12 protein-coding genes are annotated in these 17,226 nt (G+C 41.6%); 8 read left to right on the top strand and 4 right to left on the bottom strand.

Annotated elements, in window-relative coordinates:
• Window positions 1-248 precede the first annotated feature (248 nt).
• The 4 genes from M1F05_RS04035 to M1F05_RS04020 all read left to right on the top strand — a co-directional run bounded on the left by M1F05_RS04035 (window position 249) and on the right by M1F05_RS04020 (window position 3,982).
• A complete protein-coding gene (locus tag M1F05_RS04035; RefSeq protein ID WP_206084694.1) occupies window positions 249-572 on the top strand; it encodes a hypothetical protein in 324 nt (107 codons plus the stop codon).
• A gap of 192 nt (window positions 573-764) precedes the next feature.
• Window positions 765-1,205 (top strand): GNAT family N-acetyltransferase, encoded by a 441-nt coding sequence (locus tag M1F05_RS04030; protein ID WP_206084693.1) that lies wholly within the window; start codon window positions 765-767, stop codon window positions 1,203-1,205.
• A gap of 73 nt (window positions 1,206-1,278) precedes the next feature.
• Window positions 1,279-1,545 (top strand): DksA/TraR family C4-type zinc finger protein, encoded by a 267-nt coding sequence (locus M1F05_RS04025; RefSeq protein WP_206084692.1) that lies wholly within the window; start codon window positions 1,279-1,281, stop codon window positions 1,543-1,545.
• Window positions 1,546-1,975: 430 nt separating this feature from the next.
• A complete protein-coding gene (locus M1F05_RS04020; RefSeq protein ID WP_206084691.1) occupies window positions 1,976-3,982 on the top strand; it encodes a BCCT family transporter in 2,007 nt (668 codons plus the stop codon).
• 195 nt (window positions 3,983-4,177) lie between these two features.
• On the opposite strand, the gene M1F05_RS04015 is transcribed toward M1F05_RS04020, so the two are convergent.
• From M1F05_RS04015 to hpaR, 4 genes are all read right to left on the bottom strand, one after another.
• Window positions 4,178-4,462 carry a hypothetical protein gene (locus tag M1F05_RS04015; protein WP_206084690.1) on the bottom strand — a complete coding sequence of 95 codons (285 nt, stop codon included), beginning with the start codon at window positions 4,460-4,462 and terminating at the stop codon, window positions 4,178-4,180.
• A complete protein-coding gene (locus M1F05_RS04010; RefSeq protein ID WP_206084689.1) occupies window positions 4,437-9,611 on the bottom strand; it encodes a DUF637 domain-containing protein in 5,175 nt (1,724 codons plus the stop codon). Before M1F05_RS04010 ends, M1F05_RS04015 begins: the two co-directional genes overlap by 26 nt.
• Window positions 9,612-9,635: 24 nt before the next feature.
• Complete coding sequence (locus M1F05_RS04005) at window positions 9,636-11,309, bottom strand: ShlB/FhaC/HecB family hemolysin secretion/activation protein (protein WP_206084688.1); 1,674 nt, start codon at window positions 11,307-11,309, stop codon at window positions 9,636-9,638.
• Window positions 11,310-12,371: 1,062 nt separating this feature from the next.
• Complete coding sequence (gene hpaR / locus M1F05_RS04000; RefSeq protein ID WP_206084687.1) at window positions 12,372-12,827, bottom strand: homoprotocatechuate degradation operon regulator HpaR; 456 nt, start codon at window positions 12,825-12,827, stop codon at window positions 12,372-12,374.
• 420 nt (window positions 12,828-13,247) lie between these two features.
• On the opposite strand from hpaR, the gene M1F05_RS03995 reads away from it, so the two are divergent.
• The 4 genes from M1F05_RS03995 to hpaD all read left to right on the top strand — a co-directional run bounded on the left by M1F05_RS03995 (window position 13,248) and on the right by hpaD (window position 17,221).
• Window positions 13,248-13,877 (top strand): fumarylacetoacetate hydrolase family protein, encoded by a 630-nt coding sequence (locus M1F05_RS03995; RefSeq protein WP_206084686.1) that lies wholly within the window; start codon window positions 13,248-13,250, stop codon window positions 13,875-13,877.
• Entirely contained in the window at window positions 13,877-14,656 is a 780-nt protein-coding gene (locus M1F05_RS03990; protein ID WP_206084685.1) for a fumarylacetoacetate hydrolase family protein, read from the top strand. Before M1F05_RS03995 ends, M1F05_RS03990 begins: the two co-directional genes overlap by 1 nt.
• Window positions 14,656-16,122, top strand: coding sequence for a 5-carboxymethyl-2-hydroxymuconate semialdehyde dehydrogenase (hpaE, locus tag M1F05_RS03985; RefSeq protein ID WP_206084684.1), 1,467 nt, complete (start codon window positions 14,656-14,658; stop codon window positions 16,120-16,122). The genes M1F05_RS03990 and hpaE overlap by 1 nt, the downstream gene beginning before the upstream one ends.
• 217 nt (window positions 16,123-16,339) lie before the next feature.
• Window positions 16,340-17,221 (top strand): 3,4-dihydroxyphenylacetate 2,3-dioxygenase, encoded by an 882-nt coding sequence (hpaD, locus tag M1F05_RS03980; protein WP_206084683.1) that lies wholly within the window; start codon window positions 16,340-16,342, stop codon window positions 17,219-17,221.
• The last annotated feature ends 5 nt before the right edge of the window (window positions 17,222-17,226 follow it).

Raw genomic sequence — 17,226 nt, 5'->3', positions numbered from 1 at the left:
GTGCTTGTACAATCAGTTTAGCCTGTTTACGCCCCTTTAGATGTAATGACTTCACTAGTCATTAAAAACCATGCACATTCAGCACAAGGTTGTAATTAATGATATCAGACAACCAAACATCATTTTAATATTTCAAAAATTCACCTATTGATTTTATAAAAATCTTAAAACCAGCTATATTAAAATATAAGCATAAATATCAATGCTGAAAAATGGTTTTAAACTCATTTTATTCTAAGGACATATTTATGAATAAGAAAATCATCGCTTCATTATTTTTTGTCGGCCTATTTACTGTCATAACAGGCTGTGATGATTCATCTAAACCCAGCGATACTGTTAAGCAAGCTGAAGAAAAAGCTCAGCAACTCAAAGCTGATGGTGAACAAAAAGCCAATGAACTTGCTGAAGAGACAAAAAATAAAGCTGAGGAGCTGAAACAAAATGCTTCTGATCTTAGCCAAGAAGTTAAAACTGATGCCATTAATAAAGCGGATGAAATTGCAACTGATGTGAAAGAGAAAACAGAATCCATCAAAGCTGAAAATGATGCTAAAACAGAGAATAAGTAATGTTTAAAAAAGTGCGAGAGTAAAACGCTGTAATCGCACTGACTCATTCCCCCAAATGCAGGTTTTTTCGCCTGCATTTGCCTGTTTTATCTATTCCCATACTAAAAAGCACCAAAACCTACCTGTTCCAACGGCTATCTCGTTATATAGTAAACCTTCTTTCATTTTATGACGTCAATACTAGGACTCACCATGGAAATCAAACACAGCCTTGGCCATGCAAACCCTGCATTAGTCGCAGATGCCTTTGACCTACGCCAGCAAGTCTTTACCCAAGAACAGGGGTTCCCCGCTGAAATCGATATTGATGAGTATGATGATGCAGCACTGCATGTCGTTTTATATTTAAACCAGCAGCCTGCAGCCGTTTTGCGTTGTGTATTGTTAGATAATGGGTTGATCAAAGTAGGCCGTGTTGCAGTGCAAAAATCGCATCGCGGTAAAGGCTTAGGCCGTGAAATGATGAAGTTTGTCCAGCAATATGGTACTGCAAACCAGTATCAAAAAATCGGCCTTTCTGCCCAACACACAGCTATCTCATTCTACCAAAGCCTAGGTTATCAAACCGAAGGGGAAATGTACGATGAAGATGGCATGGATCATATTTTTATGAGCTTATCTTTAAACCGTTAACTTTGCCCTTGAAATTAATTTTCTCGCCGCCATATTAAGATAAGGTCAATTATTAACCAATTAGAGGTATACTATGGCGAGCGGCTGGGCAAATGAAAATGCGGTGCAGGAACAAATTGATGCCACGCTCGATGACGCGATTGCGAAAGCACGTGGCCAGTTGCCTTCAGGTGAAAGTGCTGAATTTTGTGAGGAATGTGGAGAACCTATTCCTGAAGCGCGCCGTTTGGCTGTATTAGGCGTGAAACTCTGTCTAAATTGCCAATATGAACTAGACAAAAAACAAGCCGCCTTTAGTGGTTACAATCGGCGTGGTAGTAAGGATAGCCAATTAAGGTAACACCCTTTTCTTATCAAAGAATTGGCTATTTTTTGCAAGTTAATATCCTCTTTCATCTATCTTCTTTAACTTATTGGTAAAACATATAAATTTATCATTCTTAATTATTAATAAATTGATAATTAACACGATATTTTATCTGTCTTTCTAATCTTATTCCCCACTATTGTTGATCATTCATCCATATCATGGCAGTATAACCGACTATTTTTTAACTTACTGAGGTAGCAAAGACTCGACATTTATGTTTTTTTCGGCCGTTTTCACTGCCAACAACACCACGTATAACGCGTTTTTATTGTTCTTTCTATTACGTTCCCTTAGGGAATATTTTCGCAATTATCCATTGTTTCATTAAGAAGGACTGGTCGTTGCATACCGTTCTCGCTCTTGGTATGCCAAAAATAAAATAAAACAAAAGAAGGTTGTTATGAGTCAAATTGATACTGATTCGAAAAAAGTTCGTTCTAAAATTAGTCCCCCTGTATTTTATAGCTCTGCTATTATCATTTTGGTTATTGTCGGCTTTGCCGCACTAATGCCAAAAGTCGCAGAATCTCATCTAAGTCATCTTCAACAAAACTTGTTTAACAACGCCAGTTGGTTCTACATCCTTGCTGTAGCCATCATCCTACTGAGTGTGACTTATCTGGGACTCTCCCGCTATGGGCAAATAAAGCTAGGGCCAGACCATGCGCAGCCAAATTTTAGTTATGTGTCGTGGTTTGCCATGCTGTTTTCCGCAGGTATGGGAATTGGTTTGATGTTCTTTGGGGTCGCTGAACCCGTGATGCATTACCTCAACCCACCAGTGGGTGATGCACAAACTGTTGAGGCAGCTAAGGAAGCCATGCGTTTGACCTTCTTCCACTGGGGGTTACACGCTTGGGCGATTTATGCCATTGTTGCCTTAATTTTAGCGTTTTTTAGCTATCGCCACGGGTTACCACTGACCTTACGCTCTGCTCTGTACCCTATTATCGGTGAACGTATCTATGGCCCTATTGGCCATGCTGTTGATATTTTTGCGGTTGTTGGTACGGTGTTTGGTGTCGCTACTTCATTAGGCTTTGGTGTATTACAGGTCAATGCAGGCTTAAATCACTTATTTGGGTTGCCAGTAAATGAGATGGTACAAGTTGGGCTAATTGTCACCTTTACCGCACTGGCAACGCTTTCTGTGGTCTCTGGGCTGGATAAAGGCATTCGCATTTTATCAGAACTTAACCTAGGTCTCGCGTTCTTGCTGCTACTGCTGATTGTGATACTGGGGCCGACTGTTCTGTTATTAAAATCGTTTGTGGAAAATACAGGTGGTTATCTTTCTGAAATTGTGACCAAAACCTTTAATTTGTACGCTTATGAACCTAAATCAAGCGATTGGTTAGGTGGCTGGACGTTACTGTATTGGGGTTGGTGGTTATCATGGTCACCGTTTGTGGGGATGTTTATCGCCCGAATTTCCCGTGGTCGTACTATCCGTGAGTTTGTTATGGGCGTGTTATTCGTGCCTGCTGGGTTCACATTAATGTGGATGACATTCTTCGGTAATACCGCCATTGACCTTATCAAAAATCAAGGGGCAGTAAAGCTTGCCGAAACCGTGCAATCGGATGTCTCCCTTGCCCTGTTTGAATTCCTAAATTATTTCCCATTCTCTTCAGTGCTATCATTTTTTGCCATGTTGATGGTTGTGGTGTTCTTTGTCACTTCTGCGGATTCAGGGGCGATGGTGGTCGATACATTGGCTTCTGGCGGCGACTCCAATACCCCAATTTGGCAACGTATTTTCTGGGCAGGATTAATGGGCGTCGTCGCCATCACCATGCTGCTGGCGGGGGGGCTACAAGCGCTGCAAACTTTAACCATTGCCAGTGCCTTGCCGTTTGCAATGGTCTTGCTTGCCTCTATTTATGGGTTATTTAAAGCACTGCGAGTAGATGCTTATAAACGGGATAGCCAACAATTAGCCACCATTGCACCTACGGCAAGCCGTAACCCAATCCCATGGCAACGCCGCTTACGTAATATTGTCTATTTCCCTAAGCGTGCCCATGTGAAGCGCTTTATGGAAGAGTCCGTTAAGCCGTCAATGGAGATGGTTTCTGAGGAATTAGCGAAGCAAGGCACAGTTTGCCATATTCACACAGACAAAGATGACCGTATTGGTTTTGAAGTGGATTTAGGCGACGATATGAACTTTTTCTACGAAGTTCGCCTCCGTTATTATATTCAGCCGTCTTTTGCCTTAGCCGGTATGGGCACAGAAAGTGATGAAGAAAAGAGTGAAGAACAACGTTATTACCGCGCCGAAATTCACCTAAAAGAAGGCGGCCAAGACTACGATGTGATGGGCTGGGCAAAAGAACAGATCATCCACGATATTCTCGACCAATATGAAAAACATATTCACTTCTTACACTTGTTGGGTAAGTAGCCTAAAAAGAGAAGCGTTACCTAAAATGTGTCGATAAAAATTCACAGGCGGCTAAAAATATAGCCGCCTGTTTTTTCCATCTTTTTTGCTCAATTCTATTGAACTTAGAACTACCTACACCCTATCATTGGGGCTTACTGATTGTTATTACCTGATTTTTTATATTGATTTATGATTCTAGCATAGAACCATATTTTAAATTAAATTAGCTGGTAGAGATATATTTCTGCCTTCGATATAATCCCAAGTTATCTCACTTAAAAATTTAGATATTTCTGGTTTATATGGCATTATAGACATTATTAACTTATCGAGTTCATCCGTATAATTTATACCTTTTATTCCTTTAGCCTCAAATATACTTGCCATGAAAAATTTAGTTTCTTTATTGAAACTAAAACCATAGCTAATAGTTCTCATTTCATCATCATAATCTATTGATAATAAAACTATATTATGGTTTGTAGACACTATGTCCATTCCATGCATCCTTAAATTCGTTAACTTTCATTGTGTACCGTGTTCCTTTAAATGGGTCGTTGATTATTACATTACCTCCATTGTCTACGCCTTTAACAACAACCCAATGACCAACTTTATTACCTGAGTCCCACATCATTGCGCTCCAAGAACCGGTACGATTTAATGACTCAAAACTTGAGGAAGAAACATTATTAGCAACCCAACCGCTATCAACTTTATTTAGTTTATTGGCAAGTGAATTCATTGATGTTAATTCTGTACCTAATTTAATCTGAGATGTGAAAATATTACGATCTTTTAATATCATTTCCCCACATGCAGCGCCACAACTAGTCGGAGTCACCTGTTTCACTACAGTTGGGTCAACGATTTCATTCATTACATTCCAGTTACCTCCAGCCCCTCCTTTTAATGGTTTCCGCTGAAGGGCCGTGCCTGTTGTTTTGATCAATCGCCCCATAACAGCTACAGCTCGTTCTAATGGTAACGATGTTAATAGTGCAATTGCGTAATCTTTAGTATCCTTGGCCTGTGCTAATGCCATCATAGTATCTGAAACGGGAAGATGCTCTAATATTAACTTTACAGGGTCTTCTCCCCCAGCACCGTTAAGATAATTTTTTCGAATACTACGTTTTTCTTGCTCCGTAAGGCTGCTATCACTCGCTAATACTTTTTCAAGTTCAAAACCACTTGCGAAAAAGTTATCGCCCGTATTCCCAAAAAAGTTATGGTAATGGTGATTAAAAAGAAATACATTTTCCGCGGCATTAGCACCACTGTATGCACCACTTGCTTCACCTGTATAAATAGCACCGGATAAAGCCCCAACCACCTTGATTATTTGAGTATCTGCATTTAAATTATTTTTACTTTTGTTATCAAGAGATAGCGCAGCCAATTCAGCGGCTAATGCGCCAATTGCGGCACCTTTTACATTACCACCACTAATTTCTGCGCTTAGCGCCGCCAACCCTGCATGACTTAGAGCTTTCCCTGTATGCCCTAGAATATTTCCCTGTTTATCTACATATAAATACTGGAATTTATCGCCTATCAGGTTAGCCCCTTCGGCTTGAATTTGCCCAGCCACATTACTGAGTAGAGCTGTTTTAAAGTTGTCCGTGAAGCTCCCACCTTGAATCGCTGTTCCGATAGTTGAGCTGATAGCGCTTTGTCCTGCCACACGCTGCGCGACTTGAGTCCAATTTCCATCACTAAGTTTTGGTAAGGTCACTTTGGCTGGATCAGTGACTTTGCCATATAACGCAATATCAAACCCTTCAAGTGAACCCGCAATAATCATACTGGTTACAATTGATTTTGCAGTATCACTTTGCCCTAGGCTGGATAAGGTTTTTGACAGGTTTCCTTTGTTCTCGACTAACGCGACAGAAGCTTGAGAAACGAGTGAGGCAAACCCCGCCTGTGCCGCAGCAGAAGCCATTGACGCTGCTGTCGTTGAAGCGCCCATGGTTGTAGCAGTCGAGCTCGCTAATCCACCAACACTGGCGGCTGTAGAGGTCCCATAAGTAGCAGCCGCTACAGCAATGGCAATCACAGCACCTACGATTGGATTAAGGCTTTCAGTTTTTATATCCCACTGGCTATAAGCATCTTTTACAACAGCCCAATTGACGTTTTTGTTATTTTTAACGTCCCCGAGCCACTCATACCCAGGAGTGCGACTTAATATTACTAATGCCTGCTCAAATGACTTGCCTTCTTTGGTTTTAACATCCGCAGTAATCCCTTTATTCGCATCAACAGTCAGTTTTCCACCAATATGCAATGCAGGTAAAACCCATTTATCTGAGGTATATCCTTTATTGCGCTGTGTAATATAAAAACCGTTAGAATTTGTAATCACTTGTTCAAATTGCGAATTTTTGACAGCTTTAAAATTGACCTTGCCCGTTTGGCTGGTAATTTTGGCATTTTTCCCTGTATTTATTTTTGTGGCCTCTAATGTCACATCATCTTTTGCCAATAAATTAATATCGCCACCTGCGGTAAACTCAGTAACTTTATTAGTTTTATCACTGCGTGTTTTTCTCACTTCCTTTTTCGTAATACAAAGCGTCCATCTATTGCATTTCTTTTTATACTCTTCGAAGTAACTGCTTTCCTCCATGGCTTGGGCATAGAGATACCCACCTTTTGCCGCAATATCCATCGCACCTTTGGCAACGAGACGAGACGCTTGGAAAAGGATGCTCCCCTCAGACAAAATGGTCAGGGTTTTACCACTATTAATTTCAGTTCCAATTTGGCGATATAGCTCTTCAAATTTTTTCCCTGACTGTTTTCGATAATTCGTTTTGACCGACTCTAAGCGCACATTTCCGCCGCTTGATAATGTGATATCACCTAGGGATTTGATTGTGCTGCCTTGTGCGGTGAGTGCGCCATTGGTGGCCAGCGTAACGCCTTTATCACCAGAAAGTGTCGAGGTCACATAACGTACATCTTGGTTATCTTCATTGGGGTTGGGAATGGCAGAGTAGGCGGTAGCGGTTAATTTAATATCACGACCTGACAATGCAGTAATTTTGTCTTTGGATTGAAGATTAGCAGATTGCAAGTCAATATCACGTGCGGCATTTAACGTAATATTACCATTCGCAATAAGTTGAGAGCGTAGCTCTGGGTAGCGATTGGTCTTGAATACATTGTCGGCATCTTTAATCGCTTTTGAGCCTAACAAAATATCTTGGCCTGCATTGAATGTCAGTGATTTTCCACTGTTGAAGGCAATGCCACGCGCTTCAATATTTTTACCTGCAGTGAGGTTTATTTCCCCTGAACTCACCCAACTTCCTGTTTTCGTGAGTAACTCATTGATATTTTGGGTAGGCTCTGAAGCCGCGAGTTTCATTAAATTGGATTCATCGCGACGAATAACAATATTGCCATTAGCACTGAGGGTGAGTTTATTCGTTTTGGCTAATTGCGCATTATCGAATGTGATGTTTTTACCTGCTTGAATATGTAACGAATTCGCAGCATTAATAACTGGAGGGGATAATACACTGTCTTTAAAAGCTGAGACGGGATTTAAGCTATATTGAAGATTGCCATTTTTCGCAATTAAAGTGCTGTCTTTAGCCGTTAAATTGGTTTGTTTGAGAGTAAGATCGTTGTTGGCAATTAGGCTTTGTGATTGTTTTGCAACGAGCTGTGCATGATTAATATTGATATTTTGACCTGCTATGATAGACAGGTCATTTCCAGACTGTAAGTTGGAGGAAATATTTATATTATTAGAATTTAAAATAATGTTTTTTGCTGTCATTAAATAAGCAGGTACAGCAATTTGATTTGTTTTTGATATTAGTGATAAGGCGATAGGTAGCTTATTCTCACTGTTAATTGAATGTTTAAAATCAAGGATGAGATTAGCACCTGAATGTAATCCTTTTTTTGTTTTTAAATTATCAACCTGTTCCAAAACAAGCACATAATCTTGTGTTTTATAATTTATTTCTAAAACTAATTCTTTGATATTTCTAATATCAACTATTTCACTGCCATTTTTCGAAGTATCAATGACATAATTTTTATAGTTGTATTTTTTCCAGCCAATATTTTGCCTATTATCTAAAGTATTACCAGTTAAAATTAAATTTTTCTTAGCTGAAATAATACCGTTATCGTTAGTAATTTCATTTCCATTAATATAAGCGTTTCCACCGCTAACTATTTCTCCGATTCGAACTGAACCATCATCAAAGTAAATACTTTGACCTGTATTGACTAATACCCCCTCTTTATCAAATGCATTTGAAAAATCAGCTACACCAAACCACTTATTAGGAAGTGGATCAACCAACTTTGCATTCATGACCACATCATAATTCCCGCCACCTTCTCTAACTCGGTCTATTAATAAGTTCTTACTTGTGGAGGTCGGTTGTATCGTATTTTCCTTGTAGTGCGTATTTAGCGCCATGTTGGTCAATTTCTTGGTTCTAACAACCAAATCCCCTGCATTGGTCTTTATCGTCCCCGATTTATTCTCAATCAGCGTACTCAAATCCCCCTTGGCATTCTTTTGCATCCACAAATTATCTTGAGCCTGAATAAGAGCGCCATTACCCGTATTACTGACCTTGTCAGCAAAGACACGCATATCCTTGCCTGCGGTCACTTTTCCGTTATTGGTCAGGGTGTTAGTGGCTAATGTGATGTCTTTGGCGGCATTCACGTTGGCATTGGCGTTAATTTGTAGGTTTTTGGTGCTGACATTGATGTCTTTTTTCCCTTGAATATTGCCTGCAAGGGTAATTTTGCCATCGACGGTTAACGTCAGGTCATTTTGGTTGGTTTGCACATTGCTGAGATTAATCCCCACCCCAGCCTCGGTGCTGACCAATTTCACTTGATTGGCATACATCCCACCCAGTGCTTTGGTATCTACGGAAATACTGGGTTTTGCCCCTTCACCTGCTATCGGTGTCACGGTGCCTTTTTGAAAATCAACACGGTTGGTGCCTTGCATTAAGGTCAGATTCTTGGCTTTGATTTGCCCGTTCAATTCGGTGGCACGGCTGATAATATCGGCATAGGTTTGTGCTTCGGCATTTAGGCCATTGGCACCGATAACCACACTGCCTTTTTTCACTTCAACCGCGGACAAGGCACCCTTGTTATCCAGGATGGGTTTCCCCGTGGTTAAGGTAATCGCAGGGGTATTCACAAAGCTACAGCCATTGCAGGTAATGCCATTCGGATTGGCAATTAAGACGTTTGCTTTAGCGCCAGCAACCTCTAATTTGCCTTGCAGTTGTGAGCGACTACTGCCTGTGACTTCGTTGATAATCAGATTGGCAGCATTTCCCTTTAAATTGGCATTGGCTTTGATTTGCCCCGCGATTTGAGAATTCACATTGGCAGTGGCGTTATTGAGTACCGCGCCTTGCTTATCAACATTAAATTGTTGAAATTTATTGTGCGATATCCCTGCCCCATTTGGTGTGGCGATATTAATAATCGGGACGTTATTTTGTTGGCTGACTTGGGTATTTTTATCTGCCGCTGTCATGGCGGCTCCCCAAGCGGGATGTAAGGGGTAGACAGCGGTTAAGAAAATAATGGTGTAACTTAATAGCCGCTTAGGGCGCGAAGGCAACTGTTCATTTAGCATAAATAATCCTTTAAAAACGTAAAGCTACAGAGAAAATGAGACAGACCAATAGGCCGACCAATTGTCTGGTTTAAGTTGTGACGGATAATGCAAAGGCTTACTGAGTAGAAACTGAGAATAAAACAGGCTATTGCCGGTAAAAGAGAGACCAACGGCTCCGCCTGCTAAAGTGTCATGTTCAACCTGGTATTTATCTGAGCCAATAAACCCGTAATCTAATGCACCGATAAAACGCAATTGCCCAATTGCTGTATTGGCGATGTCTTTGTTAATTTCATTACGCCAATACCCGCCACGGTTACCGCTTAAAGACTGCTCATGGTAGCCACGGACAGAGTACTGCCCGCCGATGCTGATGCGTTCAATACCGTATAAGTTATCGGGGGAATATTGGCCGTAAAATGAGGTTAAATAGGTCAAACCATTGGGAAAAAAATACTGATAACTGCTGCTTAGACTGAATTTGCAGTAATGGCTGCGTGGCGAGTCTTTCGCGAGAGTATCTGGTGATGCGCCAAAGGCCGATATTCCCCATTCAGCCGCAGGGTTAAACGTGAAGTAACCTTGCCCGAGCGTGGTGCTGTACTGCGGAGTAAACGAGAGGGCGGTTAAGGTTGGGCTGCTAATCGTCAAGGTTTGGGACGCTAATTGCGTAGTCGCATTTTTATGTTTTAAGCTACTTTGTAGTGTAAGCCGTTGCTTCCCATCGCGATAAACTAAGCGGCTGATATCAAACTGTTGATTGGTGTTTTTGCCTTCATAACGGTATTGCTGGCCCGATGCCTGAAACGGTTGTAACGTACTATTACGGTAAAATTGGTAACGGTAAGACCAATAGCCATAAGGCACATTCAAATTCGCAACAATATAACGATTATGGTGGGATGGGCTTCCATCCATATCTGTATTGGCCGAGGCTGACCACTGTTCACCAAACCCTAAAGGGGAGTCCACCGTTAAACTGCCAGTAAGTAGCTGTTTTCCCGTTGCTTTCATGCCTGAATTATCAAAGCTCAATTGGCCCGTGATAGGCCATTTTTTCCCTTGCTGATGAATAATAATCCGAGAGTAGCCATTCTGGGTTCCTGGCTGGATATCGATAGTGTATTTGGCAGATGATAATCGGTTGAGTTGCTCTAACCCCTGTTCAATGTTCCGTAAATTTAATATTTTACCTTGTTGATGAGGAAATATTTGATGAACTAAGCGCTCAGGGGAATTTTCAATCTCAATAGTTTCAATATGCCCTTCAATGACTTGTAAGCGCAATTGATGTGAGGATAAATCTTGCTCAGGAATGATGGCTTGAGAGGTAATAAACCCCTGTTCCATATAATAATTAGTCACATGCTTGGTGAGCTCGTATATTTCACCCAGCGTGAGGCAGCGTTTTAAGTAAGGTGAAGTTAATTGGGTTTGTATTGTGCGACTAAGCCGTGTTGCACCAACAAATTGGATCTCGCTGATAGGGAAACATATTTCATCTTGGGAAGGAGGAGGCAAAACACCCTCAATGGGGATGGTAGTTTGTTTTTCCAATAAATTACGTTGGCTTAGCTCCGACTCCAATCGTTGTTTCTGTTCAAATTGAATGCTTTCTTGTGTCGAGGGTAGCAGTTGATTTTCTGTATAGCCATAAGGCGAAATCATGAATAACGTTGAGAATAATAAACACCATAAAACCTGATTATTTGTCATTTTATTTGAGTTTACGTCATTAATAGTAAATTTTACGTAATGTAACTCATTATCATTATCTGTTTTTAGATAAAAAAGAACCACCATAACTAAAATTGAATATTTTCATGTTTAATACGGTTTTTTGTATTTTTTCATTAAATTATTTCGTTTAACCCCTCCTTAATCGTAAAAATCAATGTCAAATGCTAGAAATCAATTGATTGATTTTATTGAGAATGATTTCGTTGAAGAATTTGTCACAAGTCACTCTACAGGTAATTTCACAATGCCAAAAAGGATATGACAGTAAGGGATTTAGAGCTTATCTAATAAGTATAAGTGAAGCTCGACTTCAGTGAATCTACAGGGAAAATAAATCATTTAAGTAATAGCTATACTCTAAATAATTCGAATTGCAGGAAGGCGGTAATTGAAGATAGTTTGATGAACATACACCAACATATGGCCCAACTAACCAAGTGCCATCAACAACGTCACAGTGCGAAATATGACGAAGGCAAACTAATTTTCTAGATACAAACTAATTTTCTAAATAGTTCGAACTCTAGCAAGGCGGCAATTGAGGATAGTTTGGGGGGCATACACCAACATATGGCCCAACTAACCAAGTGCCAGCAACAACGTCACAGTGCGAAATATGGCGAAGACAAACTAATTTCCTAGATACAAACTAATTTTCTAAATAGTTCGAACTCTAGCAAGGCGGTAATTAAAGATAGTTTGGGGAGCATACACCAACATATGACCCAACTAACCAAGTGCCATCAACAACGTCACAGTGCGAAATATGGCGAAGACAAACTAATTTTCTAAATAGTTCGAACTCTAGCAAGGCGGCAATTGAGGATAGTTTGGGGGGCATACACCAACATATGGCCCAACTAACCAAGTGCCAGCAACAACGTCACAGTGCGAAATATGACGAAGGCAAACTAATTTTCTAAATAGTTCGAACTCTAGCAAGGCGGCAATTGAGGATAGTTTGGGGAGCATACACCAGTATGTGACCCAAATAGCCGAAAGAAGCCAACACAGCTAGAGCTCGAAATATGACGAAAATTAGGCGCTCTTTTTCTTATCAGCAACGATACTACTATAATCTGGGCTCTCTAAAGCGATAAGCTCATCCAACAAGGCGGTCAGTTGTTGCATTTTCTCTGGAGAAAATGCCAGTTCGATTTTTTGATAGCCTTCTTCGACTTCCTGACGAGCTTTATCGTACAGCTCTTGCCCTGTTGGCGTTAGCGAAACGTAGAGTTTACGTTGGTCATTCAGTGGTTTTAAGCGAAAAATTAAACCTTCGCGCTCCATACGGGTTAAGATCCCCGTTAGGCTTGGACGGAGAATACAGGTTTGAACCGATAACTCATGAAAATCAATTGAACGGTTATCAGCTAAAACGCGAATGATACGCCATTGCTGTTCAGTCAAATTATACGACTTTAAAATGGGCCGAAAGAACCCCATTGCGGTTTCTCTCGCTTGCAATAATGCAATTGTCAATGATTCATGCATAAGCTTAAAACTCATCACTTAATTAATGTTATTTAATCCCTATTTAGGTGCTTTGAAGTTATGCTTTTGGGCTTGTTGTTAATAAAAACACACTATTTTCACCCTGACTTCAATACACCTTGCTCACCTCTGTTAAAGAGTAGCACGCTCAAATAACAATCTCAAAGAAAAACCCTAAAATATTAATGAGTAAATAATTTTTTAATTATCATTCAAGTTAAATAATTGTAATTAAAAAAAAGTTGAAAAAATAATAAAATATTTAATAACAATAGCTTACACATTAGCAGTTGCATTTTGTTAATGCGATCACAATTAAAATTAACATTTCTATAAAGGTATTGCTAATTTCAAAATTATACTTTATTAATATGTTAATAATTACTCGAAAGTTGAATTCTTTTCATTAAGGAGTTGTCAATGAAAGGCACAGTATTTGCCGTTGCCCTCAATCATCAAAGCCAACTTAGCCATTGGCTCGAGGCATTCCAGCAAGCCCCTTATAAAACCCCACCCAAAACCCCAGTGTGGTTTATTAAGCCGCGCAATACGCGCATCAATTCTGGCGAGCAAATTTTGCACCCTGCGGGCGAAGAAGTGCAAAGTGGAGCAACCCTTGCACTGGTGATTGGCCAAGATGCACGCAAAGTCAGCAAAGCGAATGCAATGAAATTTATTGCTGGATTTGCTCTCGCGAATGAAGTGAGCCTGCCGGAAGACACCTTCTACCGCCCTGCTATCAAAGCAAAATGCCGTGATACTTTCTGCCCAATTGGTGAGATGGTGAAAACGTCACTAAATGCCCCTGTTGATATCATCACTCAAGTGAATGGCAAAGAAGTCGACCGTTGGTCAACAAAAGATTTAATCCGTGATGCCAGTGAGCTAGTTGCTGCCCTCAGTGATTTCGCCACCTTAAAACAAGGCGATGTGATCCTGATGGGAACCCCACAACAACGCATCACTATCAAACCAGGTGATGAAGTGGTGGTTCAAGCAGAAGGCTTCCCAAGTCTGAAAAACACGGTTGTCGCGGCAGGAGGAAAATAATGTCTACTATCACTAAACGCGCAAAAATCCTTTTTAAAGGGACAGAATATGCCGTCACTGTTGGCGATAACGAAGCCATCACATTACCAAACGGGAATGTTGTTGCTGGGGATTCATCTGATGTGACGTGGTTACCCCCTGCGCAAGGTACCCTATTCGCTCTTGGTTTGAACTACGCTGACCATGCCGCAGAGTTAGAATTTAAGCCACCTGAAGAACCATTAATTTTCTTAAAAGCAGAAAGTAGCTTAACAGGCCACCGCCAAGTTTCTGTACGCCCAGACAATGTTGAATATATGCATTATGAGTCTGAGTTAGTGGTGGTGATTGGCAAAACGGCTCACAAGGTTTCAAGAGAAGATGCGATGGATTATGTCGCGGGTTATACCGTGTGTAATGACTACGCGATCCGCGACTATTTGGAAAATTACTATCGCCCCAATCTGCGTGTTAAGAGCCGCGATACATTGACACCTATTGGCCCTTGGATTGTTGATAAAGATGCAGTGAAAGACCCGCATAACCTTGCGCTTTATACCTATGTGAATGGGGAATTACGCCAAAAAGGCACCACGGCTGATTTAATTTTCGATATTCCATTTTTAATTGCTTACCTCAGTGACTTTATGACACTGCAACCAGGCGACATGATCGCCACAGGCACGCCGAAAGGGCTGTCAGATGTGGTACCAGGTGACGAAGTCATTGTTGAAGTTGAAGGCGTTGGCCGACTGGTTAACACCATTATCAGCGAAAAAGACTATGAGGAACGAGTGTAATGACTAAGATTAATCATTGGATCAACGGTAAGAACGTTGCCAGCAAAGAGTATTTCCAAACGACGAACCCAGCTACGGGTGAAGTACTCGCTGAAGTCGCCTCTGGCGGTCAAGACGAAATCAACCAAGCCGTTGCCGCCGCGAAAGACGCGTTTCCAAAATGGGCTAACACCCCAATGAAAGAACGTGCTCGCTTAATGCGCCGTTTAGGTGAATTGATCGACGAAAACGTACCGCAAATTGCAGAAATGGAAACCAAAGATACGGGTTTGCCAATTCACCAAACCAAAAATGTGTTGATCCCACGCGCTTCACACAACTTTGAATTCTTTGCTGAAATTTGCCAACAAATGAACGGCCGCACCTATCCCGTTGACGACAAAATGATGAACTACACCCTGATACAACCCGTCGGTGTGTGTGGATTAATCTCTCCGTGGAACGTACCGTTTATGACGGCAACATGGAAAACGGCACCCTGTTTAGCACTGGGTAATACTGCCGTGCTGAAAATGTCTGAACTGTCTCCGCTATCTGCAAACCGTTTAGGGGAGTTAGCGCTTGAAGCAGGAATTCCTGCAGGCGTCCTGAACGTAGTACAAGGTTATGGTGCAACGGCAGGTGATGCACTGGTGAAACATCACGATGTGCGCGCAGTTTCATTCACCGGTGGTACAGCAACAGGCCGTGCCATTATGCAAAACGCAGGGCTAAAAAAATATTCAATGGAATTAGGGGGTAAATCTCCAGTCCTGATTTTTGAAGATGCTGATATTGAGCGCGCAATGGATGCGGCGCTGTTTACTATTTTCTCTATTAATGGTGAACGTTGCACCGCGGGCTCACGTATTTTCATTCAAGAAAGCATTTATCCTGAGTTTGTAAAACGTTTTGCTGAACGCGCAAACCGTCTGATCGTTGGTGACCCGAACGATCCGAAAACACAAGTCGGTGCATTGATCAGCCAACAGCACTGGAACAAAGTGTCTGGTTATATCCGCATCGGCATGGAAGAAGGCGCAACTCTGTTAGCGGGTGGCCCAGATAAACCAACTGATCTACCTGATCACCTGAAAAATGGTCATTTCTTGCGCCCAACCGTTCTGGCTGATGTGGATAACCGTATGCGCGTTGCACAAGAAGAGATCTTCGGGCCCGTCGCTTGTTTGATCCCATTCAAGACTGAAGAAGATGGTCTACGTATGGCGAACGATGTGGAGTACGGCCTGGCTTCGTATATTTGGACGCAAGATGTCAGCAAAATTCTGCGTTTATCTCGCAGCATCGAGGCAGGTATGGTGTTTGTTAACACCCAAAACGTCCGTGACCTGCGCCAACCATTCGGCGGTGTAAAAGCCTCTGGTGTTGGCCGTGAAGGTGGCGAGTACAGCTTCGAAGTGTTCGCCGAAATGAAGAACGTGTGTATCTCCTACGGAGACCACAACATCCCACGCTGGGGTGTGTAATAAAAAGCAAAATTATTCCGTAGCAAGCTACACCATTTTTTATTCTAAGTAATTTTGAATCAATGATAATTAATTCAGCTACTTATTCTAAATAATTCGCGGTGTAGCTAGGCGACAAACAAGCTAATCCCTAGGAGCATACATAAGTATGTGACTAGGGTTAGCGCGAGCGGTCAACAACGCTACAACGTGAAGTATGACGAATAAGGGGAAGAAAATGGGTAAGTTGGCACTAGCTGCAAAGATCACACACGTCCCATCCATGTACCTATCTGAACTACCAGGTAAAAACCATGGGTGCCGCCAAGCCGCTATCGATGGCCATAAAGAAATTAGCCGTCGCTGCCGTGAATTAGGCGTGGATACCATTATTGTTTTTGACACTCACTGGTTAGTCAACAGCGCGTATCACATCAACTGTGCCGATCATTTCAAAGGTATTTATACTAGTAATGAACTTCCACATTTCATTCGCGATATGGAATATGAATATGATGGCAACTCTGCCTTAGGCCAGATGATAGGTGAAGAGGCGCGTAAGCTCGGTGTTCGTGCTCAAGCACATGAAATTCCAAGCTTAACTCTCGAATATGCAACCTTAGTTCCAATGCGCTATATGAATAGCGATCGCCACTTCAAAGTCATTTCAATCTCTGCATTTTGTACGTCACATAGCTTTGAAGACAGCCGCAAGTTAGGCGAAGCCGTCCTCACTGCCATTGAAAAATACGATGGTACGGTGGCGGTATTAGCCAGTGGCTCGTTATCACACCGCTTTATCGATGACCAAAAAGCGGAAGATGGCATGAATAGCTACACCCGTGAATTTGATGAGCAAATGGACAAGCGTGTCGTCAAATTATGGCGTGAAGGCCGTTTTCAAGAGTTCTGCAAAATGCTGCCTGAATACGCGGACTACTGCTACGGCGAAGGCCATATGCATGACACAGTTATGTTGCTTGGCATGTTAGGTTGGGACAAATATTCAGAGAACGTAGAAATCTTAACCGATTTATTCGCCAGCTCAGGTACAGGGCAGCTCAATGCGGTTTTCCCACTACCAAGCTATATCACTGACAAGCAAACTGAAACTGCGTAAGGAAT

It is taken from the genome of Providencia sp. PROV252 (assembly GCF_033676005.1).
Classification (GTDB): Bacteria; Pseudomonadota; Gammaproteobacteria; order Enterobacterales; family Enterobacteriaceae; genus Providencia; species Providencia vermicola.
This window is presented reverse-complemented; position numbering and strand designations above follow the sequence as displayed.